This window comes from Pantoea sp. App145, assembly GCF_047947045.1.
Classification (GTDB): Bacteria; Pseudomonadota; Gammaproteobacteria; order Enterobacterales; family Enterobacteriaceae; genus Pantoea.
Map to the genome: position 1 here is coordinate 1,265,663 of NZ_CP133290.1, position 23,928 is coordinate 1,289,590.

At 51.2% G+C, this 23,928-nt stretch carries 24 protein-coding genes, 3 tRNA genes and 2 pseudogenes; 14 read left to right on the forward strand and 15 right to left on the reverse strand.

The features are described 5' to 3' along the window. Window positions 1-3 precede the first annotated feature (3 nt). Together RCF31_RS05735 and RCF31_RS05740 are read left to right on the forward strand one after the other, a co-directional pair. Window positions 4-1,332 (forward strand): TolC family protein, encoded by a 1,329-nt coding sequence (locus RCF31_RS05735; RefSeq protein WP_416412790.1) that lies wholly within the window; start codon window positions 4-6, stop codon window positions 1,330-1,332. Between the two features lie 260 nt (window positions 1,333-1,592). Further along, window positions 1,593-1,778 (forward strand): ribbon-helix-helix protein, CopG family, encoded by a 186-nt coding sequence (locus tag RCF31_RS05740; RefSeq protein WP_084873822.1) that lies wholly within the window; start codon window positions 1,593-1,595, stop codon window positions 1,776-1,778. Window positions 1,779-1,834: 56 nt separating this feature from the next. On the opposite strand, the gene RCF31_RS05745 is transcribed toward RCF31_RS05740, so the two are convergent. Next, window positions 1,835-2,113 carry a hypothetical protein gene (locus tag RCF31_RS05745; protein WP_299445925.1) on the reverse strand — a complete coding sequence of 93 codons (279 nt, stop codon included), beginning with the start codon at window positions 2,111-2,113 and terminating at the stop codon, window positions 1,835-1,837. 249 nt (window positions 2,114-2,362) lie between these two features. Between RCF31_RS05745 and RCF31_RS05750 the strand changes: the two are divergent. Together RCF31_RS05750 and RCF31_RS05755 are read left to right on the forward strand one after the other, a co-directional pair. Beyond that, window positions 2,363-2,560 (forward strand): annotated as a pseudogene (locus RCF31_RS05750) (transcriptional regulator); the annotation flags it as partial. Between the two features lie 547 nt (window positions 2,561-3,107). Further along, window positions 3,108-3,839: a helix-turn-helix transcriptional regulator gene (locus RCF31_RS05755; RefSeq protein WP_416412791.1), complete on the forward strand. Its 732-nt coding sequence runs from the start codon at window positions 3,108-3,110 to the stop codon at window positions 3,837-3,839. On the opposite strand, the gene RCF31_RS05760 is transcribed toward RCF31_RS05755, so the two are convergent. The 3 genes from RCF31_RS05760 to RCF31_RS05770 form a co-directional block, all read right to left on the reverse strand. Continuing rightward, window positions 3,801-4,445 (reverse strand): acyl-homoserine-lactone synthase, encoded by a 645-nt coding sequence (locus RCF31_RS05760; RefSeq protein ID WP_416412792.1) that lies wholly within the window; start codon window positions 4,443-4,445, stop codon window positions 3,801-3,803. The genes RCF31_RS05755 and RCF31_RS05760 overlap by 39 nt on opposite strands. A 957-nt stretch (window positions 4,446-5,402) precedes the next feature. Next, complete coding sequence (locus RCF31_RS05765; protein WP_416412793.1) at window positions 5,403-6,305, reverse strand: hypothetical protein; 903 nt, start codon at window positions 6,303-6,305, stop codon at window positions 5,403-5,405. A 92-nt stretch (window positions 6,306-6,397) separates the two neighbouring features. Beyond that, the gene (locus tag RCF31_RS05770; RefSeq protein WP_416413221.1) at window positions 6,398-6,991 is read right to left on the reverse strand and encodes a hypothetical protein; all 594 of its coding nucleotides are present in this window, start codon (window positions 6,989-6,991) and stop codon (window positions 6,398-6,400) included. A gap of 65 nt (window positions 6,992-7,056) precedes the next feature. Here RCF31_RS05770 and RCF31_RS05775 point away from each other — a divergent pair. Then, a pseudogene (locus RCF31_RS05775) lies at window positions 7,057-7,260 on the forward strand (tyrosine-type recombinase/integrase); the annotation flags it as partial. 152 nt (window positions 7,261-7,412) lie between these two features. Here RCF31_RS05775 and RCF31_RS05780 read toward each other — a convergent pair. From RCF31_RS05780 to uvrY, 6 genes are all read right to left on the reverse strand, one after another. After that, a tRNA-Leu gene (locus RCF31_RS05780) sits at window positions 7,413-7,499 on the reverse strand. An 11-nt stretch (window positions 7,500-7,510) separates the two neighbouring features. Then, window positions 7,511-7,584, reverse strand: a tRNA-Cys gene (locus RCF31_RS05785). Window positions 7,585-7,627: 43 nt separating this feature from the next. Next, window positions 7,628-7,703: transfer RNA gene (locus tag RCF31_RS05790), tRNA-Gly, on the reverse strand. A 142-nt stretch (window positions 7,704-7,845) separates the two neighbouring features. Next, window positions 7,846-8,394 (reverse strand): CDP-diacylglycerol--glycerol-3-phosphate 3-phosphatidyltransferase, encoded by a 549-nt coding sequence (pgsA, locus tag RCF31_RS05795; RefSeq protein WP_084873771.1) that lies wholly within the window; start codon window positions 8,392-8,394, stop codon window positions 7,846-7,848. 68 nt (window positions 8,395-8,462) lie between these two features. Next, complete coding sequence (gene uvrC, locus RCF31_RS05800; RefSeq protein WP_416412795.1) at window positions 8,463-10,295, reverse strand: excinuclease ABC subunit UvrC; 1,833 nt, start codon at window positions 10,293-10,295, stop codon at window positions 8,463-8,465. Then, the gene (uvrY, locus tag RCF31_RS05805; RefSeq protein WP_299445933.1) at window positions 10,288-10,947 is read right to left on the reverse strand and encodes a UvrY/SirA/GacA family response regulator transcription factor; all 660 of its coding nucleotides are present in this window, start codon (window positions 10,945-10,947) and stop codon (window positions 10,288-10,290) included. Before uvrY ends, uvrC begins: the two co-directional genes overlap by 8 nt. A 430-nt stretch (window positions 10,948-11,377) precedes the next feature. On the opposite strand from uvrY, the gene RCF31_RS05810 reads away from it, so the two are divergent. Then, the gene (locus RCF31_RS05810; protein ID WP_084873768.1) at window positions 11,378-11,602 is read left to right on the forward strand and encodes a DUF2594 family protein; all 225 of its coding nucleotides are present in this window, start codon (window positions 11,378-11,380) and stop codon (window positions 11,600-11,602) included. Window positions 11,603-11,634: 32 nt separating this feature from the next. Here RCF31_RS05810 and RCF31_RS05815 read toward each other — a convergent pair whose 3' ends face one another. Both RCF31_RS05815 and sdiA read right to left on the reverse strand, forming a co-directional pair. Beyond that, window positions 11,635-12,246 (reverse strand): acyl-homoserine-lactone synthase, encoded by a 612-nt coding sequence (locus tag RCF31_RS05815; RefSeq protein ID WP_084873767.1) that lies wholly within the window; start codon window positions 12,244-12,246, stop codon window positions 11,635-11,637. Between the two features lie 123 nt (window positions 12,247-12,369). After that, entirely contained in the window at window positions 12,370-13,092 is a 723-nt protein-coding gene (gene sdiA, locus RCF31_RS05820; RefSeq protein ID WP_416412796.1) for a transcriptional regulator SdiA, read from the reverse strand. A 564-nt stretch (window positions 13,093-13,656) separates the two neighbouring features. On the opposite strand from sdiA, the gene RCF31_RS05825 reads away from it, so the two are divergent. Both RCF31_RS05825 and cycA read left to right on the forward strand, forming a co-directional pair. Further along, window positions 13,657-14,331 carry a DUF4396 domain-containing protein gene (locus RCF31_RS05825; protein ID WP_313685844.1) on the forward strand — a complete coding sequence of 225 codons (675 nt, stop codon included), beginning with the start codon at window positions 13,657-13,659 and terminating at the stop codon, window positions 14,329-14,331. A 353-nt stretch (window positions 14,332-14,684) separates the two neighbouring features. After that, window positions 14,685-16,076: a D-serine/D-alanine/glycine transporter gene (cycA, locus tag RCF31_RS05830; protein WP_416412797.1), complete on the forward strand. Its 1,392-nt coding sequence runs from the start codon at window positions 14,685-14,687 to the stop codon at window positions 16,074-16,076. 40 nt (window positions 16,077-16,116) lie between these two features. Here cycA and RCF31_RS05835 read toward each other — a convergent pair whose 3' ends face one another. Beyond that, a complete protein-coding gene (locus RCF31_RS05835) occupies window positions 16,117-17,091 on the reverse strand; it encodes a metal-dependent hydrolase (protein WP_416412798.1) in 975 nt (324 codons plus the stop codon). 24 nt (window positions 17,092-17,115) lie between these two features. After that, on the reverse strand, window positions 17,116-17,751 hold the full coding sequence (rutR, locus tag RCF31_RS05840; RefSeq protein ID WP_299445954.1) for an HTH-type transcriptional regulator RutR: 636 nt from the start codon (window positions 17,749-17,751) through the stop codon (window positions 17,116-17,118). 305 nt (window positions 17,752-18,056) lie between these two features. Here rutR and rutA point away from each other — a divergent pair, with 305 nt between their 5' ends. From rutA to rutG, 6 genes are read left to right on the forward strand one after another with little or no spacing between them, the layout of a single operon-like run. Further along, window positions 18,057-19,148: a pyrimidine utilization protein A gene (gene rutA, locus RCF31_RS05845; RefSeq protein WP_299445956.1), complete on the forward strand. Its 1,092-nt coding sequence runs from the start codon at window positions 18,057-18,059 to the stop codon at window positions 19,146-19,148. Then, window positions 19,148-19,858 (forward strand): pyrimidine utilization protein B, encoded by a 711-nt coding sequence (gene rutB, locus RCF31_RS05850; RefSeq protein ID WP_416412799.1) that lies wholly within the window; start codon window positions 19,148-19,150, stop codon window positions 19,856-19,858. Before rutA ends, rutB begins: the two co-directional genes overlap by 1 nt. 49 nt (window positions 19,859-19,907) lie before the next feature. Further along, window positions 19,908-20,303 carry a pyrimidine utilization protein C gene (rutC, locus tag RCF31_RS05855; RefSeq protein ID WP_013508575.1) on the forward strand — a complete coding sequence of 132 codons (396 nt, stop codon included), beginning with the start codon at window positions 19,908-19,910 and terminating at the stop codon, window positions 20,301-20,303. Next, window positions 20,303-21,109 carry a pyrimidine utilization protein D gene (gene rutD, locus RCF31_RS05860; RefSeq protein WP_416412800.1) on the forward strand — a complete coding sequence of 269 codons (807 nt, stop codon included), beginning with the start codon at window positions 20,303-20,305 and terminating at the stop codon, window positions 21,107-21,109. Before rutC ends, rutD begins: the two co-directional genes overlap by 1 nt. Further along, complete coding sequence (gene rutF / locus RCF31_RS05865; RefSeq protein WP_299445970.1) at window positions 21,096-21,611, forward strand: NADH-dependent FMN reductase RutF; 516 nt, start codon at window positions 21,096-21,098, stop codon at window positions 21,609-21,611. Before rutD ends, rutF begins: the two co-directional genes overlap by 14 nt. A 45-nt stretch (window positions 21,612-21,656) precedes the next feature. Continuing rightward, a complete protein-coding gene (gene rutG, locus RCF31_RS05870) occupies window positions 21,657-22,985 on the forward strand; it encodes a pyrimidine utilization transport protein G (RefSeq protein ID WP_416412801.1) in 1,329 nt (442 codons plus the stop codon). On the opposite strand, the gene RCF31_RS05875 is transcribed toward rutG, so the two are convergent. Continuing rightward, the gene (locus tag RCF31_RS05875) at window positions 22,982-23,905 is read right to left on the reverse strand and encodes a DMT family transporter (RefSeq protein ID WP_416412802.1); all 924 of its coding nucleotides are present in this window, start codon (window positions 23,903-23,905) and stop codon (window positions 22,982-22,984) included. The two genes, rutG and RCF31_RS05875, sit on opposite strands and share 4 nt — an antisense overlap. Between the last annotated feature and the right edge of the window lie 23 nt (window positions 23,906-23,928).

Consider the following 23,928-nt stretch of genomic DNA (forward strand, 5'->3'; position numbering starts at 1 on the left):
AACATGCGCAAGGCAATGATTACGCTATTGATGCTGACCCTCAGCCGTGCGGGTATTACCGCACCCGTTACCCCTCCCGTGACGCACGACACGATGATGAGCAATGCCACCCGCATCTGGTTGGCGAAGACGGTCAATCAGGCGATGGATTTCAGCCCTGAAATCCGGGTTGCTGGCGCTGACAAACAAGCCGCCGATTTCGATATCGACCGGGTGAAAGGTGCGCGCTGGCCCCAGATTCAGCTCGGCACGACGGCACCGATGGCCTCTTTTGGCAGTGGCAGCCACACAGGGAATAATCGTCTGGATGACAGCAGCCTCTCACTGAATGTCACCACCACGTTGTTTGACTGGGGAAAGAATCGCGAAAATATTGGCAGCGCCACACAGCAGGCAAATGCGGCAACGTACCAATATGATTATCAGCAACAACAGATTGCCTACAGCACGCTGAGTCAACTTATCGAATTAAGCCGCAACCAGCAAAATCAGAAGATTACGCAAGCTTATGTGAAACGCATGCGCACCCTGGTCAATATGCTGGTTGAAATTACCCAAACCGATGCAGGAAGGCACAGTGAGTTAGTACAGGCAAGAGCAAAGCTTTTGGCGGCAGAAGCAAGCTTGCAGCGGGTCACTGACCAGCGCAGGCAGGTGGAAATCACGCTGTTCCGTCTTACCGGAGAACAAGTCAGTCTACCGGATAATTTCGACTGGACAATGCAACCCATCCCCACTTCACTGGTGATCAGTCGGGTGGAAAAGCACCCAACATGGTTAAAAGCACAGGCAGAAGCTGAATCCGCCGCGCATGATGTGGCGGCTGCTGAGGCCAGTACGCTGCCACAGCTTAATTGGGTGATTGCTAAAAGCACGGCCAAAGACAGTTATGGCAACCCTGGCCAGTGGTACACCGGGCTGAATATCCAATGGAATGCCTTCACCGGCGGAACGGAAAAAGCCGCCATCCAGGCAGCATCGGCGCGGGCGTCGGCCAGACAATCGCAGTTCACCCAAACGCGTATGGATATGGAGTATCAAATCCACAATCTCAGCCAAAGCCGGGATGCTGCGGAGATACAAAGTCGCGAATACCAAAAGCTCAGTCAGGAAACCGATATGGTCAGCAAAATTTACTACGAGCAATGGTTACGGTTGGGAAAACGCACGTTACTTGATGTGCTAACAGCGGAAAATGATTGCTACAACAACCATATCGCGGCGGTAAATGCCCGGCATGATGCTTACAGCGCTAACGTTAAGCTGGTAACTACAGCCAGTATGACCTTTGAATGGTTTGGCTTGCGCGCAAATAAGGGCGGAAGAAACTGAATTGTAAAAGGGGGAATGCCAGCTTTTCGTTCCTGGTAGCGAAAGTGAACCAGGCTGACATCCATTGGATCCAAAAATGTTATACAGAGGTTCAGGAATGGAAAAAGCTTATCTAAACAATAGTTAATGAGGGGGATTGAACTAAACTTAGTTTGATCATTCTGTTTACTCTTTGAGCCAATGCCGCCAGGCCTTAGTGGGCGCTCAGGGCGAGAAGGTCAGTTTCAGCAATTTCTATCTCGAAGATAAAGGGTTGAACCATGATTCAATCAGCCAGTGACATTCAAAAACGCAGCGACGAAAAACGCGGTATTAAACCTAAAACCTATAAGCTCCCTTTGAGTACCATCGCGCGGATAGAATCGCTCGCGAATCTGAAAGGGATTTCTCAGGGTGCAATTATTACTGCAGCCATTGATATTTACGATCAGTCGCTAAAAAGCTAACCACAGGCCGCCATTGTGCGGCCTTTCTGGCAATACTGACGTTTCCCACGGCCTCGTTAGCCACAACGATAATTGATTTCTTCGCTGACTAACCTCCGGCCTTCTTCCGTCAGTCTTACCTCGTAATAACGTGTAATATCGGTTGGATAAAACACAAATTCCACCAGCCCATCCCGTATCAGGGGAGCCAGACTGCGACAATTAACCTCCCTGTGTTTATGGCTTCTGATATCGTGCCTGACTTCATATCCCATTGCTTTATCACCGCGTAACAGGAACTTCGTTCCCTTTTGCATGCGGTGCAGGACGATCATTTTCTCCTGAGAAATAATCATTGAGTTCCCCCGGCAAAAGTTGCACATAGCGGTCAATCATGATTCCCAGCAATACCAGCACTCATATCACTGGTTTGAAACAGTGCGATGTGTGACACGTCATCGTGTTGTCGTAATGTGTAACAACATTGTTGCCGCATATTCCGCAAAAAGGCCAGGGTCTCCCCCCTCGTATTTGGCTGATAAATCATTAGGCATTTTCCTGGTCATTTGTAGATGTCAGTTACGGGGGTTTAACGAGGGCTGGTAATGGACAAAAAGCTATTTGAGCGTCTGACAGAAAGCATGACGCAACTGAATGAAATTATTGAAGGCTCCCGCGAACCTTCTCGTGAAACCACTGTTACCGCGGTTCAGGTTAAAGCTATTCGCACGGCAAGCGGCTCAGCGAAAGCGCTATTATGCGCTATTGAACGTGATCCGCAGCATGTCATTCCTGCGCTTTCCCCCCAATCCAGATCCCGCGAAGTGGGTTTTTTCATCATCTGCAAAATTGCAGTAGTCGCTGCGGTGGGTAGTCAGAAAAAGAACAGCGAATATCAGGAAATCCGAAACAAAAAAACCGCCCTTAGGCGGTCACGACATTACTGCTTATTGCTTTGATTTTATTCGGTTTAAATCGGTATTCAATATGGTGCCCGGGGAGGGACTTGAACCCGCACGACCTTACGATCGAGGGATTTTAAAAACTCCAGGAACTTTATAAAAATCATAACATTATGATATTTAATAACTTTATAACTGAGTAAAACATCGTATCGCTGCGTGTGCTTGAACTTTGCTGCCAATTTTTTCAGCAATTTTTAACATTAATAAACTAAATTCTTCTAAAAAACTCTGCTAATTCTTTTCTTCAATTATCTGATAAAAAATATGAAATTTCTCAGTAAATTCGCATTCTACAGTTTGATTTTTGAGCTAAACTAAAGGAAAAAACACCTTGATAAGATGTAATTAAGATAGTTGGCTGGTTTGACAATAAAAGCGAGTGAATATGAAGCAAAACTATTTCTCTGATCAAATCAAAAATAATCATATTAAACAAATAATAGAAAAGTATTTAGTTAGTTATAACGATATAGATTATGCCTATGCCGTTATGAGTAAAAAAAATTCAAATCATATGATCGTCATTAGCAATCTTTCCGATTGGTTTAAACTTTATTTGGATAATGGATATCAAAATATCGATCCTGTTATCATTAACGCATTGACTCGTATGTCCTCCTTTAGATGGGATGAAAATCTGAAAATCGGTGAAAAATGGACATTGCCAAGAATTTTCGAATCGGGTAAAAAATATAATGTCTTCTATGGTTACAGTTTTGTGTTGCACGATCCCTATGACAATCTTGTTGTATTCTCATTGATGTTAGACAAACTCCTCATACCAGAAACTGAAGAGTTGATAGAAAATAACAAAGAAAAATTACAATCATTCTTAATCCAGACCCACGAAATGTTGCTTCATATCTATAAAGATACACAGAGTGATAAAAATGATCTCGTCGAAGAATTATCTTCTCGTGAAATGGAAGTTCTGTATTGGAGTAGTCTCGGTAAAACATATCCTGAAGTTGCCAGTATACTAAATATTACTGTGAGCACGGTGAAATTTCATATGGGAAGAGTAGTGAAAAAACTCGGCGTAAAAAACGCGAAACATGCAATCCGTTTAAGTGCAGAGTTAAATATTATTAGTCCATCTCAGAGGGAAAGACGCTAAAAGTGCTTCTTTATCAGAATATTGTGTAAACTCAGGTATCGAGGTTTTCTCAAATAACCTCGATGTACTATCTGCATCCATAGGCATTGATATATAGTGGACAGTATGTTGTTTCTCTGATTTTCCAGTTTCTATAATTTTTACATTCCACCCTGCTCGCCTAAGTATAATATACATTTGATGACTGACAATTGCATGCATGCAAATATATTGTTTCCTCTTTGAAAAAGCTATCATTGATCTAAACAGAAGAGAAACAATAGGATGACCTGATAAGGATAATCCCCTTATTGCTTCCTTATCAATAAATAACCTACTCACCTCAAGACTATTTTCTTTCAATTTTATTCTCGTACCAAAGAAAGCATTAAACAAACCATCATTTAGCATATTTTCATCAGAAGAATCAATCAACCTGGCCCCACAAATTAATGTATCTTTATGCTTCCCGAGAATATAATGTGCATTGATATTATCATATTTATCGATCTCCATTTCATTAATCGTATCAACCATCCAGTTGAGGCGGTCTTTGAATGTTCTTTTTCGAGCCGAAAACAGCTGATGGTAGTCTGAAGTTGTTAAATTTGAATATTTGACTTCCATAAACTTTATCATTTCCACTCCAAATAAATTTGTTTAAAAACTTCCTGATGTATATACGAACCTAAGGAAATTTTATTTTTAGATAGGGGCTATCTAATTTAACATTTCAGGAATATTGACGACCCGACTTTCCCGGATAAGTTTCCGCTAGTTGCTCGATGTTAATTGATATCCATCATATCGTACTTTTTCATCTTATTTTTTAGGTATCTAACCTCAATACTTAAGACGATTACAGCAAAAACCAGTATGCCAACTATCACGTTGAGTAGAATCATAAACAATCCTTGATCGAACTTAACTATACCAAAGTATCGTAACCTACCTTAACTACCAACCGCCACCAAATTTTTGATGACAATTAGTTATGACACGACTGAAATCAGTGATATGCAACTTCAAATGACCCTTGATGCTGGAACGTAACCCAGGTTTTTTTCTGGATACCAGCAACAAACGATCCTTCATTGCGAAGTTTTGCAATTATCAAAAATCCCCACAACCCGCGCCCACTCTGGCCTTGCCCGGTTTTCCTTCATTATTTCGAGGTTAACAACCTGGCATTTTGATCCTCACGAAAACCAATTCGATCTTTTAAAAAACATCAAGTTATCCATCCAGTAAAACCGGTTTTGCAACCTGCTTTTGGCAAACATTTACAATCTATGGCGCAATGCGCCAAAGACAAAATCCGCTGTAACCCCATATACCGCGCGGCGCGAGCGCTCTTCTTGCGCCATACATCCCTTGCAAAATTTTTATGATCCAAATCGTGCAGGCGGGGGCGGTGAAGCGCCGTTTCCGTCCAGGATGCGGTTACGTCATGCGGATTCTGCGTAGCATATGTGGCGCTGTTGGGTGAACTGAGCTCAGGCTGAAGGCGGAGTGAATTGCATCAGGGATGGTGAAAGAATCGATACATAGCGTTTGGTGTGATGGGGGTTGATCGTGGAAGAATCAGCCTTCGATAAGCGGCTGATATTTGGTACGCAGGTCGCGGGTTTTCTTCGCGGTTGCGGAGAAGTTTTCCGCCTGCACACTCTGTCCGGTATTCGGGTGCGTATGGCTGGCTGCAAGGTTCGCCAGCTCGTTTACCACGTCCAGGGTGTCGGTCAGCAATGACAGTAGATTGATCTCACCGTTACCGATAGTAAACACCGGCCCGATGATTTGGTGCGCCGCTGCTACGCTGCGCCGGATGCCGGTGATTTTTTCTGTCAGCGTCTGGCCAACCTCTATTTCTACTTTCTGGCCAACTGAGACAGATTGATTTTTGCTGGCTCTGATATTGAGATTACCACCCGTTGCGGCGCTGTAATCTCCCTCACTAATATGCACCACCGCACCGGCCAGCAGCTTACTGGTGCCGATTAGCGTCAGGGTGTCAGTCGCCTGCACAGTGGTTTCACGTACCACCGTACGGCGCTGCTCTTCATCAGAGTGAATTTCACGTTTCATTGATGATTCAGTGATGGATTGATCAGTCTGGCGCTGCCAGTCCCCCGCCACTGTGACACGCTGCGATACGCCTTCGCGCTGCTGTTGCAGCTGCTCACCGGGTTTTACCGCTGGCAGGTTATGCCCCTGCGGCATACTCTGACGCACAAAGGGTTTATCAGGTCGCCCGTCCGTAAAACCCACCTCCACCAGGGTGCCAGGCGGTGGAAACTGGAACATCCCCGACTCGCTCCCGGCCATTGGCACCGGCAGCGGTACTGCCGGGTAAACTGGCGTGTTGGCGACGGGATTGCCATCGCCATCGAGCAACTGAAGATCGACGGCATAGCGCGGACGAAACGGATCGGCGACGTTGCCGCTGCATCGGGTTCTTTGCACCCCACTTGATTTCGATATCGTCATTGCATAGCCGGACGTGCGTCAAGCGATGGCCGTTAACCTCCGAACCAGGGCGCAGGCTCTGGATCAGTGGGTTGGTCATTTCAAATGACATGCTATGCGAGCCTCACAATGTAGTTAAACGCGATATTTTTAACGCGGGTTTCGTCGGCACCTTCTTCAGTAGCTGAAGCCGCGTGACCGTGGGCACCGATCGGAACGATATGATTGTGGCCGCCAATCTCCACGGTGTGACCGTGAGCACCACCGCCACCAATACCGACGTTATGGGCGTGATTGCCATCGGCAAATGTACCGGCGTTGGTCGTTATCTGACGTAAACCACCGCCCCACTGTGCCCCCGAAATAGTTTGCGGTCCCACAGGGGCATTACTCGTTTTCTCCAACGGTGCGCTATGGTTGTGGTGCCCCTGCGCATCGGTCCAGGCAGTATGACCATGATCGCCAACACCCGAAGTTCCTCGCGTACCGTAATCAAACGTAGAGGTTGTCAGGGTGCCGAGATCAGTGGCTGCAACATGAATCGCGTGAGAATGGCGTTTGTTGGCGTCGAGTTCAGTCGAGAGTACGGCACGACCTGCACCGGGATTCCCTTTGATGGTCCAGCCACGCATATCTGGAATAGTGCCGAATGGGTACACCGCCGCCAGCTGCGGATAAGTCGGCATATCAAACGCCTGTCCATGCATCCAGATATGGTTAACTGGCAGCACGTCAGACGGCCACGGAATTGGTGCGCCAACCGGGTAGATAGTTACCGAAGGGACAGCGCACCCACGTTCTGCGCCATACGTTCGCCAGCCACTTTATGATGCGCGGGGGAAACATTCTGGTGCTCCAGCAGATACTCGGTCACAGCACGATTTTGATGACCATGCGTTACGCTCACTTCGCACCAAACCACCTGGATGCCGCCGTAATGCTGAACCCTTTTGATAATCACGAGAGCGTAAAATAGCAGCCTGCAAAATGCGGCGCTGCCACTCTGCTGCCATTTTGCTGCCACTTGAGATTTAGCCCAAACCCCAAATGCAAAAAATCCGCCCAAGGGCGGATACGACATCACTGCTTATTGCTTTGATTTTATTCGGTTTTATCGGCAGATAAATATGGTGCCCGGGGCGGGACTTGAACCCGCACGACCTTACGATCGAGGGATTTTAAATCCCTTGTGTCTACCGATTTCACCACCCGGGCAGGGTGTAAAGTGGAGGCGCGTCCCGGAGTCGAACCGAGGTGGACGGATTTGCAATCCGCTGCATGGCCACTCTGCCAACGCGCCTTTCAATCTGATGTGCATTCCGTTACGAACAGAGTGCTAAATCTGGAGCGGGAAACGAGACTCGAACTCGCGACCCCGACCTTGGCAAGGTCGTGCTCTACCAACTGAGCTATTCCCGCTTTATCATCGAACTTGCTGATTTTATTTATCTTTTGGCAGACACGCTGCCGTTCGATGCGATGCATTCTACTGAACTGGCGCAATGAGTCAATAAAATTATCCTCACAGTGCGTCCGTTTGCTGCTTTTTAAATCGCATCGATCACCGTTCGAACAAATCACCACGCGCTGCGTTCAAATACTGGAACATTGACCAGAACGTCAGCACTGCCGCGATATATAAAGCGACCACACCCACGCCAATCACCGTGGCATCAGGACGCCATAACAGCGCCACCAGCGATAGCATTTGCGCTGTGGTTTTCACTTTACCAATCCAGGAGACGGCCACGCTGCTGCGCTTACCTATTTCCGCCATCCATTCACGCAGCGCAGAGATAATGATCTCACGGGCGATCATCGTGGCAGCGGGCAGTGTAATCCACCAGGCGTGGAAATACTCCGCCACCAGCACCAGCGCTATCGCCACCATCACCTTATCGGCTACCGGATCAAGGAACGCACCAAAACGCGTGGTTTGTTTCCAGCGACGCGCAAGAAAGCCATCGAACCAGTCAGTTACTGCTGCAACCACAAAAATGAACGCCGTAACAAAAGGTGCCCAGTGAAATGGCAGGTAGAAAGCCAGTACAAAGAAAGGAATCAGCACGACCCGAAACAAAGTAAGACATGTAGGAATGTTAAATTGCATATGCCAGTAACTGTCTGGTATGGGTAGAATTTAACGTATGTTCCTACATTGCCCCCCCTGTTTCAATGCTAGTGTTTCAGTGAATAGAAGATTTTTTCTGCCAGCGCGAAGGAAATGCCCGGAACCTTCGCTATCTCCTCCACACTGGCATTCATCAACGGTTGCAGGCCACCCATGTACTTCAGCAGCTGTTGTCGGCGTTTCGGCCCGACACCTTCGATACTTTCCAGTGCACTGGTGTTCTTAACTTTGGCCCTTTTTTTCCGGTGGCCTGAGATCGCATGATTGTGAGAGTCATCACGAATATGCTGAATGACGTGCAGTGCTGGCGAGTCCGGCGGCAGTGAGATGCCCTCACCTTCCGCTTCGAAAAACAGCGTCTCAAGACCCGCTTTACGATCGCTCCCCTTCGCCACCCCGAGTAAAACAGGACGGTCTTTGTCCCATGGCACATCCAGTTCGGCAAACACCTGTTTAGCCTGCGCCAGCTGACCTTTACCGCCATCAATCAGGATGACGTCAGGGATTTTATCTTCTTCCAGCGCTTTACCGTAACGACGCCGTAATACCTGATTCATCGCTGCATAATCATCCCCGGGGGTAATGCCCTCGATATTGTAGCGGCGGTAATCACTACGCAGCGGGCCATTGCGATCAAATACCACGCAGGAAGCAATGGTCTGTTCACCCATGGTGTGGCTGATATCAAAACACTCCATACGATTGATCTGGTCCAGTTCGAGGAACGTCGCCAGTGCAGCTAATCGCTGCTGTATCGTGGAATGCTGTGACAGCCGCGTGGTCAACGCGGTAGCGGCATTGGTTCGTGCCAGCTTGAGGTATCGGGCTCGATCGCCTCGCGGTTTGCTCTGGATATTCACCTTCCGCCCGGCCAGCTCGCTGAGCGATTCAGCCAGCAACTCGCGTTCCGGCAGGCTGAAATCCAGCAGGATCTCGGTCGGTAAAGTACGCGCCTCACTGCCCTGCAAATAAAATTGGCCGAGGAAGGTTTGTACCACCTCCGCCAGTTCAGTATCCGCCGGCACCTTCGGGAAATAACTACGGCTACCCAGGACTTTCCCCTGACGAATAAACAAAACATGCAGACATGCCATGCCGGCATCGTAGGCGACGCCCATTACATCCAGATCATCACCCTGATTGGAGACAAACTGCTTCTCGGTAATGCGACGTACCGCCAGAATTTGGTCGCGCAACCGAGCGGCTTCTTCAAAACGTAGATCCTGGCTGGCGGCTTCCATTCTTTTGACCAGTTGATTCAGCACCTGGTCATCCTTACCCGCCAGAAAGAGCCGCACATAGTCGGTTTGCTGCGCATACTCTTCCTCAGTGACCAGACCCGCTACACAGGGGCCGAGGCAACGACCAATCTGATATTGCAGACATGGCCGTGAACGATTGCGATAAACGCTGTTTTCGCACTGACGAATCGGGAACACTTTCTGCAGCAGCGCCAGAGTTTCACGTACTGCATAACCGTTCGGAAACGGGCCAAAATATTCGCCTTTGGCATGTTTGGCCCCACGGTGCATCGCCAGCCGCGGATGGGTATCTGCGCTGAGAAAAATGTAAGGATAAGATTTGTCATCACGCAGCAGCACGTTATAGCGCGGCTGATAGAGCTTGATGTAGTTATGCTCCAGCAGCAACGCTTCGGTTTCGGTATGCGTGACCGTGACATCGATTTGCTGGATATTGCTGACCAGCGCTTCGGTCTTACGGCTACCCACCTGGGAACGGAAATAGCTGCTGAGGCGTTTTTTGAGGTCTTTGGCTTTGCCAACATAGATCACCGTGCCTGTCGCGTCATACATACGGTAGACGCCGGGCTGACTGGTCACGGTGCTGAGAAAGGCTTTGGAATTGAAAACGTCACTCACTACTGATTAACGGCTCCGCATTATACAGGCCATGTCGAATGGCCAGATGCGTTAACTCCACATCGCCACTGATGTTCAGCTTGCTGAACATACGATAGCGGTAGCTGTTAACGGTTTTCGGGCTAAGACTAAGCTGCTCGGAAATTTCCGTCACCTTCTGCCCCCGGGTGATCATCAGCATAATCTGCAATTCCCTTTCCGACAAACAGCTAAAGGGGGATTCGGCTTTCTGCGGCTCAATCTGGCTCAGTGCCATCTGTTGCGCAATATCAGATGCAATATAGCGTTGCCCGGCGTGTACCGAACGGATAGCGCTTACCACTTCCTGCGGCGCGGCACCTTTGCTGAGATAACCCGAGGCGCCTGCCTGCATGACTTTGGCTGGCAGTGGGTTTTCGGTATGAATAGTCAGCATGATGATGCGAATATCCGGGTTGTAACGCACGATTTTGCGCGTTGCTTCAAGACCGCCAATGCCGGGCATGTTCATGTCCATCAGCACGACGTCCACCGGGTTGTTACGGCACCATTTCACCGCATCCTCACCACAGGCCACTTCCCCGGCAATTACCAGTCCCTTCATATCTTCCAGTATGCGACGAATGCCGGCGCGTACCAGTTCATGGTCATCAACAAGAAGCAAGCTGATCAACGGGACGTACTCCGCAGGTTAGTGATGGGGAATATATTTTCAGGAGGCTTATCTTACCGGGTTTTCCAGGGAAAGAACATCGCCCGCCGCAGATAAATCCCGCTTCAAATGATACAAATCAAATAGAGGTTATGGACCACTCATTTTTAGTATCCGGCAATAACACGCGAGAATAAAAAAGTAAAATCGCCATCAATATCATTAAGTTATAATTTATAACATGCTTCGCTTTATGCTCATAACACGCAAAATAAATAATGCTTCCCGTCATTTTTTATTGACGATAAATACAGCAATTTCTCATTTCGTTTTTAGCATGAATTTCTGATTTCAGCGCGAATAAATTGCTCTGACAACCATATGATATACTCTGTTTTTTGCGCACAGGAAGAATGTGCCTGGATCATGTAACACAACCAGGGAGTCGATTATGAGTGATGAAGACTTTGTAACCTCGCAGGAAACGCAGAAGCTGGCAGATGAAGTTGCCTGCCTGAAAATGATGGTCACACTGATTCTGAAAGGAATGGGTCAGGCGGATGCCGGGAAAGTGATCATCAACATGGAACGCTATGTGCAAACGTTAGGGGAAAAACCGCAGGCGGAAGTATTCAGCAACACCATTCGCCAAATCAAAACCGCCTACCGTCAGTAAGCGGCCTGCCCCGCGCCGCACGCGCGGGGACATCAGCTGTGTGATTGCCAGTTAACGGAAACACCCAACGTCGGCAAGACTTCTTCCGGGCTAAACCGCCGCGTACCGCGGTATTTATCAGCCAGGGCCGGTTGGTGCACAGGAATGCGAATGGCGAACAGGTTATCCTCAGACTGAATCAATCCTGGCGACAACGGTTCATAAACTACCTGATGCTGTTCAAACATCTTTTCCAGCATCGGCGTAGCGGAGCTGATCAAAAACTCCATATTACTTAGTTCTGCCAGCTGCACCGAGTGCCACAGAATGTTGAGCGGTAGCTCCGCATCCACTTCCAGTCGGGCAGAAAAGCGTGACATTTCCCACACCTTTTCATGGCTGAAAGGAAGCACCAGACCTTCGGTGACTTCAGGTTCCTGCCATGGCATCAGACGGGAACAGCCGCAAATCCCGCGACGAGGATCCCAGGCAATCATCCAGGTCACATCCGAACGATCGAAACGGTCATACTCCTGACCCGGGGTGCTTAATCGAGGTGGAATGGACCATCCCTCACCACGCGCAAACACGCTGTAGCGATAAGTCCCCAATTCCGCCAGCAGTGAGGACGGCATATCCTTTAACTGGGTTTGAATTATTTTCATCATGCGCCCCTGACATCCCCATGTTTTGCAATGATTTCTATGCGCCAGCCTGGCAAAGTTCCGGCGCAGGGTAGACAACTGGCTTCGGGCTGGGAACTACTAAAGTTAGTAGTTGCCTTTTCGCTAAATCAGACCAATTGCTGCGGCATAACAGGCAATTTGCGTTTTATTGGAAACATTAAAGCGCTTTTGCATATTTTTTTGGTGAAAATTCACCGTGTGTTCAGAAATCGCTAAAATAAGCGAAATTTCCGCAGAGGTTTTTCCTTCCGCCGTCCATTTCAGAATTTCCAGCTCGCGCTGACTAAAATCATTAGACAAAACCGCCATCGAGCTATCATTGAGACGCCCCAGCGCACGCAGACTCAGTTCCGCCAGGAAGTGAAGTTTTACCTCCAGCTCAACGCGTAAGTGTCGGGTCTTACTCTGTTGCTTAGACGCAATAGATAATATACCAATGGCACGATTTGATGCCATTGCGGAGCAGGAAAAACCACTCATCAGGCCATAAGCATTGGCTTCAGCCCATAAGTGGCCGGCCCCGGTAAACAGGTCATGCGTCCACTCCACCCCGTGGCCCGGTCGTTGACAAAGTAACAGCACCGGATCGACCGCATAATAGTTCTCACTTTCATACCGGCTGACCCAGTTTTCAGGGTAAGTGCTGAACAAAAAGATCCGCGGTCGGGTAAAAGGTACCGGATGCTGGATCAAAAAGGCAAAGTAATCAAATCCCAGTGTTTCTACGTGTTTTTGTATGAGCGATTTCAATTGCATCACTGCGGTAACAGCCTGAAATTGAATTTCGGTCTCGCCTCGCCAGACGAAATAATTATTGGTCGTCATTATTGCCTCAGCGCGGTTTAACGCTCTTGTACCTTGTTATTCGAACTGATTAACACAAAAATTAAATTAGTTAGAGAAAAAATATTGATGGAAAAGAGTTCCAGCCGTCAGAGCACAATCATAAACATCCGGTTGTCAATGCGTTACCGTAAGGGAATGGATTGGGCATATCGTCTTTGTTAACAACATCACAATTTTCACTGATGCTGACGATTAGAATAGGATTTTTCTTATGTCGTTTCAATCTCTCTGACCATTGAAAATTTTCAATAGTTTGATAAGTATTCAGCATCATCATTAAATGAAATCTATTCTTTACAGTGTTTTAACCTCACCTTCCAGGTTAATTTATGCCACATTTCCGCCTCACCTTATTCTTTATCTCATTTATTTCTGCCATCCGTTCACTTTTTCACCCCTCACAGTGATTCCCGTCAGGCAGGTTTCCAGCTACTCTTAGCAGTGAGCGGCGTAACACGCAACGGTGATTTGCAGGGGAAGACAATGCCGCAGCCGGGCTGACCGCATTGTCGCGCGTATTCGAGAAGCTAAGCGGGACTGACTATGTTGAACCAGTTGGCATTACCCTTCCTTGTTCTGGGTGGCTGTACCGCCCTGATGATTTTAAAAGACCTCTTCCGTCACCCTCATCCGGTCGCGGTGATGAATATAATCTGGCCATTAACCGGACTATATATGCCATTCATTGGCTGGCTGGCCTGGTGGTATCTGGGGAGAAAACCCTCACGTCAGGTAAAACTTGCCCTGCTGGTTCCGCAAAAATTACATCGTAACGCTGGCTGGCAAACCATTTTTATTTCCACTTCATTATCCGCCGCTGCCTGTATATTTGGCGACATAATGACACTACCGATAATCACCCTACTAAACCAATTTGCGATTAATCCGGCATTATGGATCGAGGCAATTATTTGCGTTTCTATTTCGTTATTAATGGGGTTATTTTTCCAGTTTCTGGCAATTCGTCAACGTGAAAAACGTTCATTTGGCAGCGCGTTATTATTAGCGCTAAAAACTGAAATTTTTCCACTGCTGATTTATCAGGCAGGAATCTTTCTCTTTATGGGGCTGGCCCTAAAATTCGTGTTAAATCAGCAAATCAACCCACTGCTGGTCGGATTCTGGTTCATGCTTCAACTCGCGATGATAATAGGTTTTCTCTTCTCCTGGCCCGCTAACCATTTCCTCATCAAACGCGGACTCAATCCGGCAGTATAATCTCAACGCCCCTGGCCGCTAACGCACATGCCGAAATGAAAATGGCTGGCATGTGCGGCGGTGACATCAGGACCAGGGCTAACCGCAATCTTCATCCCCTGGCTCACCTTTACCCCATTACCGCTTAAGCGCCCTTTCTGCTGAAACTGCTTAGTTTTCACCCGCAATGGTGAAAGATTGCGCCATGTAAATATTTACTGACAGCGTAAAGCATGCAAAAGGTCGCAGATGTTAAAAAACAATTACCGAGAGCTAGCGCTATTCCACTATCTTATGCCACTTGCCCTGTACAACAGCAGGTTAATTAACAGCCAGCAGAGCTGACACAACATCGAAACAGGAAAGAAATCGTTATGGTTGATCAATCCAAAGAGGCACTCCTCACAACGGAGCAACCGGAAAAACTCCGGCGTAATCTCCACAACCGCCATATCCAGCTTATCGCCATTGGGGGTGCTATCGGCACCGGGCTGTTTATGGGATCCGGCAAAACCATCAGTCTGGCCGGACCGTCGATCATCTTTGTTTATATGATCATCGGTTTTATGCTGTTTTTCGTGATGCGTGCCATGGGGGAGTTACTGCTCTCCAATCTGGAATATAAATCCTTCAGCGATTTCGCCGCTGACCTTCTTGGCCCCTGGGCCGGTTATTTCACTGGCTGGACCTATTGGTTCTGCTGGGTCGTGACGGGCATCGCCGATGTGGTGGCGATAAGTGCTTACTTCCAGCTCTGGCTCCCGGACTTCTCCATCTGGATGAGCGCCCTGCTGTGTGTCGTAGTGTTCCTGACGCTGAATATCGCCACCGTGAAGATGTTCGGCGAAATGGAGTTCTGGTTCGCGATTATCAAAATTGTCGCTATCGTCGCGCTGATTATCACCGGCGTCGTACTCGTGACGATGCACTACCCTTCACCGGGTGGCGGTACAGCTTCGCTGAGCAATATCTGGGACCATGGCGGTATGTTCCCGAAAGGATTGAGCGGCTTTTTTGCCGGTTTCCAGATTGCGGTGTTTGCCTTTGTGGGAATTGAACTGGTGGGAACTGCCGCCGCAGAAACTCACGACCCGCACAAAGTGCTGCCGCGTGCCATCAACGCCATCCCGTTGCGTGTCATTATGTTTTATGTACTGGCGCTGATGGTGATTATGGCGGTAACCCCGTGGAACCAAGTGCTGGCCGACCGCAGTCCCTTTGTTGAGATGTTTGTGATGATCGGCCTGCCTGCTGCTGCCAGCATCGTCAACTTTGTGGTGCTCACCTCCGCAGCATCCTCTGCCAACAGCGGCATTTTCTCCACCAGCCGCATGCTGTTTGGTCTGGCAGAACAAGGAGTTGCACACAAGGCGTTTGGCCGACTGTCGGCCCGTGCCGTACCGACCACCGGTCTGTTTTTCTCCTGCCTGTGCCTGCTTGGCGGTGTGGCGTTGATTTATCTGATCCCGGATGTGATGACCGTGTTCACGCTGGTCACCACAGTATCAGCGATTCTGTTTATGTTCGTCTGGACCATCATCCTGTGCAGCTATCTGGCCTACCGTAAACAGCATCCTCAACGTCATACGGAGTCAACGTTTAAGATGCCGCTGGGTAAATTTATGTGCTGGGTATGTATGGCGTTTTTCGCCTTTGTCCTGGTGCTGTTGACCCTACAGGATGACACCCGTCATGCCCTGATGGTCACACCGCTGTGGTTTATGATTTTGACAATGGGCTGGCTGCTGCGTCGACGTAAAGCCTGATCGCTCTAAAAGTATAAGGCCCGCTAGCGGGCCTTATTTTTTATATCCTTTCGCGCAATTTTCTCCACGCTTCTGCCAGCGTAGGCCGTAACGACGGTTCCCGTGTGGGGGCGACATCCGGTGCATCTGGCGCGCCGAGATTAAAGGTAAAGGTGTAATTCGGCTCCTCGCCCATACGCAGATCGGTAATCAGTGTATCTCTTCCCTGCTGGCGCATGGCATAAAAACCATGGCTGAACCAGGCGACGCGTTCGGCCAGCCATTGACCTTTGAAAGGTGTAAACAAAGCTGGCTGGCGATCATACCAGTGAATCTCCAGCGGACGATTCGGTGACAGCAGAGACCACCAGGCTTCACCATAACGTTCCGGTGTCATGATCACCGTACGCCATACCAGGGTGTTAAACGCGGTGGGCGTCACCAGCAGTCGCTCAGGTTTCACCCTCTGTTGAGCCAGCTGCTGGCCAATATGCTGCGTTGCCATACTTTGCGCCACCATACTCCAGCCAAGATACAGGGTGCTTACCACCAGCCCGACCTGATTCCAGCGCAAGCCGATCCTGTCGCGCCGCCCCAGTGCCACACCCAGCGCAACCAACAACGGCAACGTATACAACGGGTCGATGATGTACATACTTCCGACAGCATAGGGGCAATCCGTCAACGGCAGACCGAGCTGCGTCCCATAGACCGTCATCAAATCGAGTAACGGATGGGTGATCAGCGCCAGCCAGATAGCCAGCCACCAGGCAACCCAATGCTGGCGCTGACGGAGTAAACCCGCCACCAGCCAGCTCAGCAACGGAGAGACCAGGGTAAGCCACAGCAACGCATGGCTTTCGCTGCGATGCAGCGTCATATTGCGAATAGCGTCGCCGTGATCAATAAATACATCCAGATCGGGTAAGGTACCGATCACCGCACCGACCAGCGCTGACTGCCACACCGGCACGCGCCGGCCCATCACCGCCACGCTTACCGATGCACCTAATGCCAGTTGTGAAAGCGAATCCATGCAAACTCCTGTGCCAGCGAGGGATTAGCGTACGCGAATCCCTTCAATAATCATGCGCTGCACGTTATCTACCGTCTGTTCAAAGAACGCGGGATCGCTCAGCGTCTGTCCGGTAATGGCCTCAACCTGCGAGGCGAAATCGGCGTAATGCTGGGTGGTGGCCCACAGCAGGAAAAACAGATGCTGAGGCCGTACGCCCGCCAGCCGCCCTTCATCGATCCACTGTTCGATGATCGCCGCCTTTTCATCCACCAGCGTTTTAAGGTCTCCCGCCAGTTCTCCCTTCAGCAAAGGCGCTCCTTGCAGCATCTCAAGGCAGAACAGACGCGATGCCTGGGGATGATCACGTGAAACTTCCAGTTTCAGGCGAATATAGCGACGGATGGCCGTCAGCGGCTCCTGATCGTGACGCAGTGCGCGTAGCGGTGCCAGCCAGACATCCAGAATCTCTTTCAGCACTGCAATGTACAGTGCCTCTTTCGAGGGGTAGTAATAAAGCAGATTGGTTTTTGACACATCGGCGCGCTCCGCCACTTTATCGAGGCTGGTGCCGTGAATACCAAATTGCGAAAAGAAGGTCAGCGCCGCTTCCAGAATCGCTGCCCGTTTTGCCGCTACCGCACGAGAGCGACGCGTTGGCTTTTTTTCATCACTTTTCACACTGTTACCTCATCCATTGTGCGTACGCGCATCATAACAAAGCCCCCTGCTCCTGCCTAATACCGCCCCTGCACCTTTTTTGACCACTGACGCATGAAAAATGTGCAGCTTATTTTGACCATCTGGTCCAAAACGGACCATTTACTCCGCTTTTTCTTATCCCGATTTTTTAACATCATGTTGTATAAGACATTTAAAAATGTGGCACAGGCTTTGCAAAATTGTGACGGAGCGCCGCCGGCAGGGAGCGAGCAGGACGCAGCGCAGCGCGTGAAACAAACCCGTTATTTGCTGAGAGATTTCACATGAAAATTGGCGTCTTTATCCCGATTGGTAACAATGGCTGGTTAATTTCCACCCATGCCCCACAGTACAAGCCGACGTTTGAATTGAACAAAGCGATTGTGCAAAAAGCCGAGCATTACCACTTCGACTTCGCACTTTCGATGATCAAACTGCGTGGCTTCGGCGGGAAAACCGAATTCTGGGACCATAACCTCGAATCATTCACCCTGATGGCCGGGCTGGCAGCGGTCACCTCGCGTATCGAAATTTACGCGACCGCCGCCACGCTGACGCTGCCACCCGCGATTGTAGCGCGCATGGCTTCCACCATCGATTCTATCTCCAATGGACGCTTTGGCGTCAACCTGGTGACCGGCTGGCAAAAGCCGGAATATGAACAGATGGGACTGTGGCCCGGTGATGACTACTTCGCCAGCCGCTATCAATACCTGACCGAATACGTCACCGTGCTGCGCGATTTGTGGGGCAACGGCCAGAGCGATTTCAAAGGTGAATTCTTCACCATGAACGATTGCCGCCTCAGCCCACAGCCGCAAAGGCCGATGAAGGTGATCTGCGCCGGGCAAAGTGATGCCGGTATGGCGTTTTCGGCACAACACGCCGATTACAACTTCTGCTTTGGCAAAGGCGTGAACACGCCAACCGCCTTCGCCCCCACCGCCGCACGCATGAAACAGGCCGCCGACAAAGTGGGCCGGGATGTCGGTTCTTATGTGCTGTTTATGATCATCGCCGCCGAAAGTGATGAAGCCGCACGCGCCAAATGGGAGCACTACAAAGCGGGTGCCGATGAAGAGGCGCTCGCCTGGCTGACGACCCAAAGTCAGCAGGACACCAAATCCGGTAGCGACACCAACGTACGCCAGATGGCCGATCCCACCTCCGCCGTGAACATCAATATGGGTACGCTGGTGGGTTCCTGGGCCAATGTGGCACGAATGTTGGATGACGTTGCAGGGGTAGAAGGTACGCAGGGCGTGTTGCTGACTTTTGACGATTTCCTGCAGGGGATCGAGGACTTTGGTCAGCATATTCAGCCGCTGATGCAGTGCCGTCATGCTTTGATTGAATCGCAGAAGGAGGTTGCCTGATGACTGCCGTTGTTTGCGCCCATACATCGACCTTAGCGCAGGTCACCCTGCCCGCACGCCCGGAAGCCATTGCCTTCCCGCCCGCGCAAAGCGCCTTGATTGTGGTGGATATGCAAAATGCCTATGCCACCGAGGGCGGCTATCTCGATTTGGCCGGTTTTGACGTCTCGGCCACCAAACCGGTCATCGCCAAAATTCACCAGGCCGTGACGGCCGCCCGCGCCGCCGGTATCCAAATCATCTGGTTCCAGAATGGCTGGGACGATAAATACATCGAAGCCGGTGATGCCGGATCGCCCAATTTTCATAAATCCAATGCCCTGAAAACCATGCGTAAGCGCCCCGAACTGCAGGGCACGCTGCTGGCGAAAGGCGGCTGGGATTATGCGCTGGTGGATGAACTGGTGCCTCAGCCGGGCGACATCGTCCTGCCCAAACCCCGTTACAGCGGCTTCTTCAACACGCCGCTCGACAGCATGTTGCGCAGTCGTGGTATTCGCCACCTGATATTCACTGGCATTGCCACCAATGTCTGCGTGGAATCGACGCTACGCGACGGATTCTTTCTGGAATATTTCGGCGTGGTGCTGGAAGACGCGACCTACCAGGCCGGACCGTCATTTGCGCAACAAGCAGCAATCTTCAATATCGAAACGTTTTTCGGTTGGGTCAGCGACACCGACACCTTCTGTGAAACGCTAACATCCTGAAATCACGATCGTTATCACCTGCAAAAACAACGAAAAGGAAGCTCAAGCCATGCCTAAAAGTGTCATTATTCCGCCCGGCACCACCACACCTATCGCCCCTTTTGTGCCCGGTACCCTCGCCGATGGCGTGGTCTACGTGTCCGGTACCCTGCCATTCGATGCGCAAAATAATGTGGTGCACGTAGGCGATGCCGCAGCACAAGCCCGCCACGTACTGGAAACCATTAAAAAAGTGATTGAAACGGCGGGCGGCACCATGGATGACGTCACCTTCAACTCCATCTTCCTCACTGACTGGAGTAACTACGCCGCCATTAATCAGGTGTATGCCGAATACTTCCCTGGAGATAAACCTGCTCGCTACTGCATTCAATGCGGACTGGTGAAGCCGGATGCACTGGTCGAGATTGCCACAGTGGCACACATCGGCAAACAGGAGGCGTAATGCATCTTGAGATTCAGGGTTTACAGACGAAGGATGCACCGACGCTGGTGCTCTCCTCCGGCCTGGGGGGAGTTGCCGGTTTCTGGCAGCCGCAACTGGCGGCGCTGGGGCAGCATTATCGCGTGGTGACCTACGACCAGCGCGGCACCGGGCGCAGCCCGGATACGCTGCCTGAAGGTTACAGCATGGCGATGATGGCCGCCGAGCTGGCGGATGCGCTGGAGCAGCAGGGAATCGAGCGCTTTGACCTGATCGGCCATGCACTTGGCGGGCTGATTGGCCTGCAACTGGCGCTCGATTATCCACAGCGTGTTGGACGCGTGGTGGTGATTAATGGCTGGCTGTCACTCGATGCCCACACAGGACGTTGTTTCCAGGTCCGCCAGGATCTGCTGCTCAATGTGGGTGTTGAGGCTTTTGTCCGCGCCCAGCCACTGTTTCTTTATCCGGCTGAATGGCTGGCACGCCATCAGTCGCGGATTGAAGCGGAAGACGCCCACCACGTGAAGCATTTCCAGGGTATGGAAAACCTGTTACGCCGCTTATACGCGCTGAAAAGTGCCGATTTCCGCCCCTATGCGACACGTATCACCCAACCGGTACTGGCGATCTACAGCCAGGATGACCTGCTGGTGCCGTGGAGTTGCTCCCCGCAACTGGCGGCCGCGCTACCCAACGCTAGCCTGATCGAAATGACCTGGGGCGGGCATGCGATGAGCGTAACCGATGCGGAGAACTTCAACGCGCTGTTGCTGCAATGGCTGGAGGACAGCCGCTGTCAGGAGGCCAAAGATGAGTGTGCATGAAATCTCACCGCCCGTTGAACGCCAGACGTTTCGCGATGCGATGTCGCGTCTGGGTGCTGCCGTCAACATCATCACCACCGACGGTCCGGCAGGCCGTGCCGGTTTTACCGCCTCGGCGGTATGCAGCGTGACCGATTCACCGCCGACGCTGCTGGTGTGCCTGAACCGTTCAGCCTCGGTATGGCCGGTATTTCGCGACAACGGTTACTTATGCGTGAACACTTTGGCCGCCGGGCATGAAGATCTCTCCACGTTGTTTGGTGGCAAAACGCCCATGGCCGAGCGCTTTCTCGCCGCCCGCTGGCATACGCTCACCAGTGGCTCACCGCTGCTGGACGGCGCACTGGTGTCGTTTGATTGCAAAATCACCCAGGTGGTCAGCGTCGGGACTCACGACACTTTATTTTGCGAGGTGCTGGCGCTGGTGCGGAATGAAGAGCCGCACGGCCTCGCCTGGTTTGACCGCGGATATCATCACTTTTCACGGCAGGAAGCCCGCTAACGCCGCCTTGTGCGGTCCGGTTCCACAGACACTCTGGAGAAGACGATGGCGAGTTCCTGGTTTCCCCGCTGGCAGAAAAAGTCAGCCTTGACTGAAAATGGACTGATTGCACCGGATGAAACGCTGCCGCTCGGGCAGACCGTGATTCTGGGCCTGCAGCATGCTGTGGCAATGTTTGGTGCAACGGTGCTGATGCCGTTGCTGATGGGGCTGGACCCAAATCTGGCAATTCTGGTTTCCGGGATGGGTACCTTGCTGTTCTTTGTCGTCACCGGGGGGCACGTGCCCAGTTATCTCGGTTCCAGTGCGGCCTTTGTCGGTGTGATTATCGCCGTCACCGGCTTCAATGGTCAGGGACTCAACCCCAACCTGGCGCTGGCGCTGGGTGGGGTGATCGCCTGTGGTGCTCTGTACACGCTGATTGGTTTTGTGGTGATGAAAGTGGGTACTGGCTGGATCGAACGCCTGATGCCACCGGTAGTCACTGGTGCGGTTGTCATGGCAATTGGGCTGAATCTCGCACCGATTGCGGTACATAGTGTGTCATCGTCAATGTTCGACAGCTGGATGGCGGTGATGACAGTGCTGTGTATTGGTCTGGTGGCGGTGTTTACCCGAGGCATGGTGCAGCGTTTGTTGATCCTGGTCGGGCTGATTGTCGCCTGGGCCATTTACGCCCTGCTGACCAATGTCCTGGGGTTTGGCAAGCCGGTCGATTTCACTGGCGTTGCCAACGCCGCCTGGTTTGGCCTGCCGCATACCACCACGCCGGTGTTTGATATGCAGGCGATCGTGATGATCGCACCGGTGGCCATCATTCTGGTGGCGGAGAACCTTGGGCATATCAAAGCCGTGGCGGGGATGACCGGGCGTAATCTTGATCCCTGGATGGGGCGAGCTTTTGTTGGTGACGGCCTGGCGACCATGCTATCGGGATCGATCGGCGGCAGCGGTGTGACCACCTACGCGGAAAACATTGGCGTGATGGCGGTAACAAAAGTCTATTCCACGCTGGCCTTTGTCGCGGCGGCGTTGATTGCTTTGGTGCTGGGCTTCTCACCCAAATTTGGCGCGCTGATCCATACCATTCCTGGTCCGGTGATTGGTGGAGCATCGATCGTGGTGTTTGGCCTGATTGCCGTGGCAGGTGCGCGTATCTGGGTACAAAATAACGTCGATTTCAGCCAGAACAGCAATCTGATTATGGTGGCCACCACGCTGGTTCTGGGTGCCGGGGATTTCGCGCTAAAAATAGGTAACTTCACCCTGGGTGGCATCGGCACCGCCACTTTTGGTGCCATCATTCTTAACGCTATTCTGCGCCGTCGCGGTGCCACCCTGGGTGAAAACCAGGCGGCACGCCAAAACAGTTAAGGCTCCTGCATCTCCTGCGGTGCCAGCTCTGGCACCGCTTTTTTGCGCCTGATACGTAATTCACTGACGATCACCCCGCAGACAATTAACGCACCGCCCAGCAGCGCCGCCGCCGGTAAACGCTCACCTGCCAGCCGTCCCACGACCCCTGCCCATACCGGTTCACCGGCATAGATCACCGTCGCACGCGTCGGTGAGACACTGCGCTGCGCCCAGTTCATGGTGACCTGAATCAGCGCGCTGGCGGCACCGAGGCCCAGCGCGCTCAGCACCAGCGGCGTGCTGAATGTCGGTAACGTTTCTCCATTGGGGATCATCAACACGAAAGCACAGGCCGATGCAACTGCCAGCTGGATCAGCGTCACACGACGCACATCAACCTGACCAGCAAACCGGCTGATCAGAATGATTTCAGCGGCAATCGCCAGGGTGCTCAGCAGGGTGGCAATTTCACCGGCGTTTAGGGCGAAACGGCCATCCTGCGGACCCGCCACCAGCAACAAGCCAATAAACGCCAGCAGAATCCCCAGCCACGCCATCAATCCGGGTGGACGACGTAAAAACAGCCACTGCAACAGCGGTACCACTGGCACGTAAAGCGCAGTCAGAAAGGCTGACTGGCTGCTGGAAATGGATTGCATACCCCAGGTTTGCAGGCCATAGCCTCCGGCGATAGCCACACCGATCAACGCCCCCGCCTTGCACTCCAGCCAGGTGATTTGCTTCAGGTAACGGCGGAAGAAAAAAGCCAGCAGTATCGCCGCTGTAGCAAAACGCAGACCGACGAAGAAGAAGGGGCCAGAGTGAGCCATTGCCCGATGCACCACCAGAAAGGTGCCGCCCCAGACCATGGTAATGAAGATCAACACAAGTTCCTGACGCGTCAGGCGCAGAGAAAGACGAGAAGAAGCTGAAGACATAAAGCACCACGATGTGAATTCGG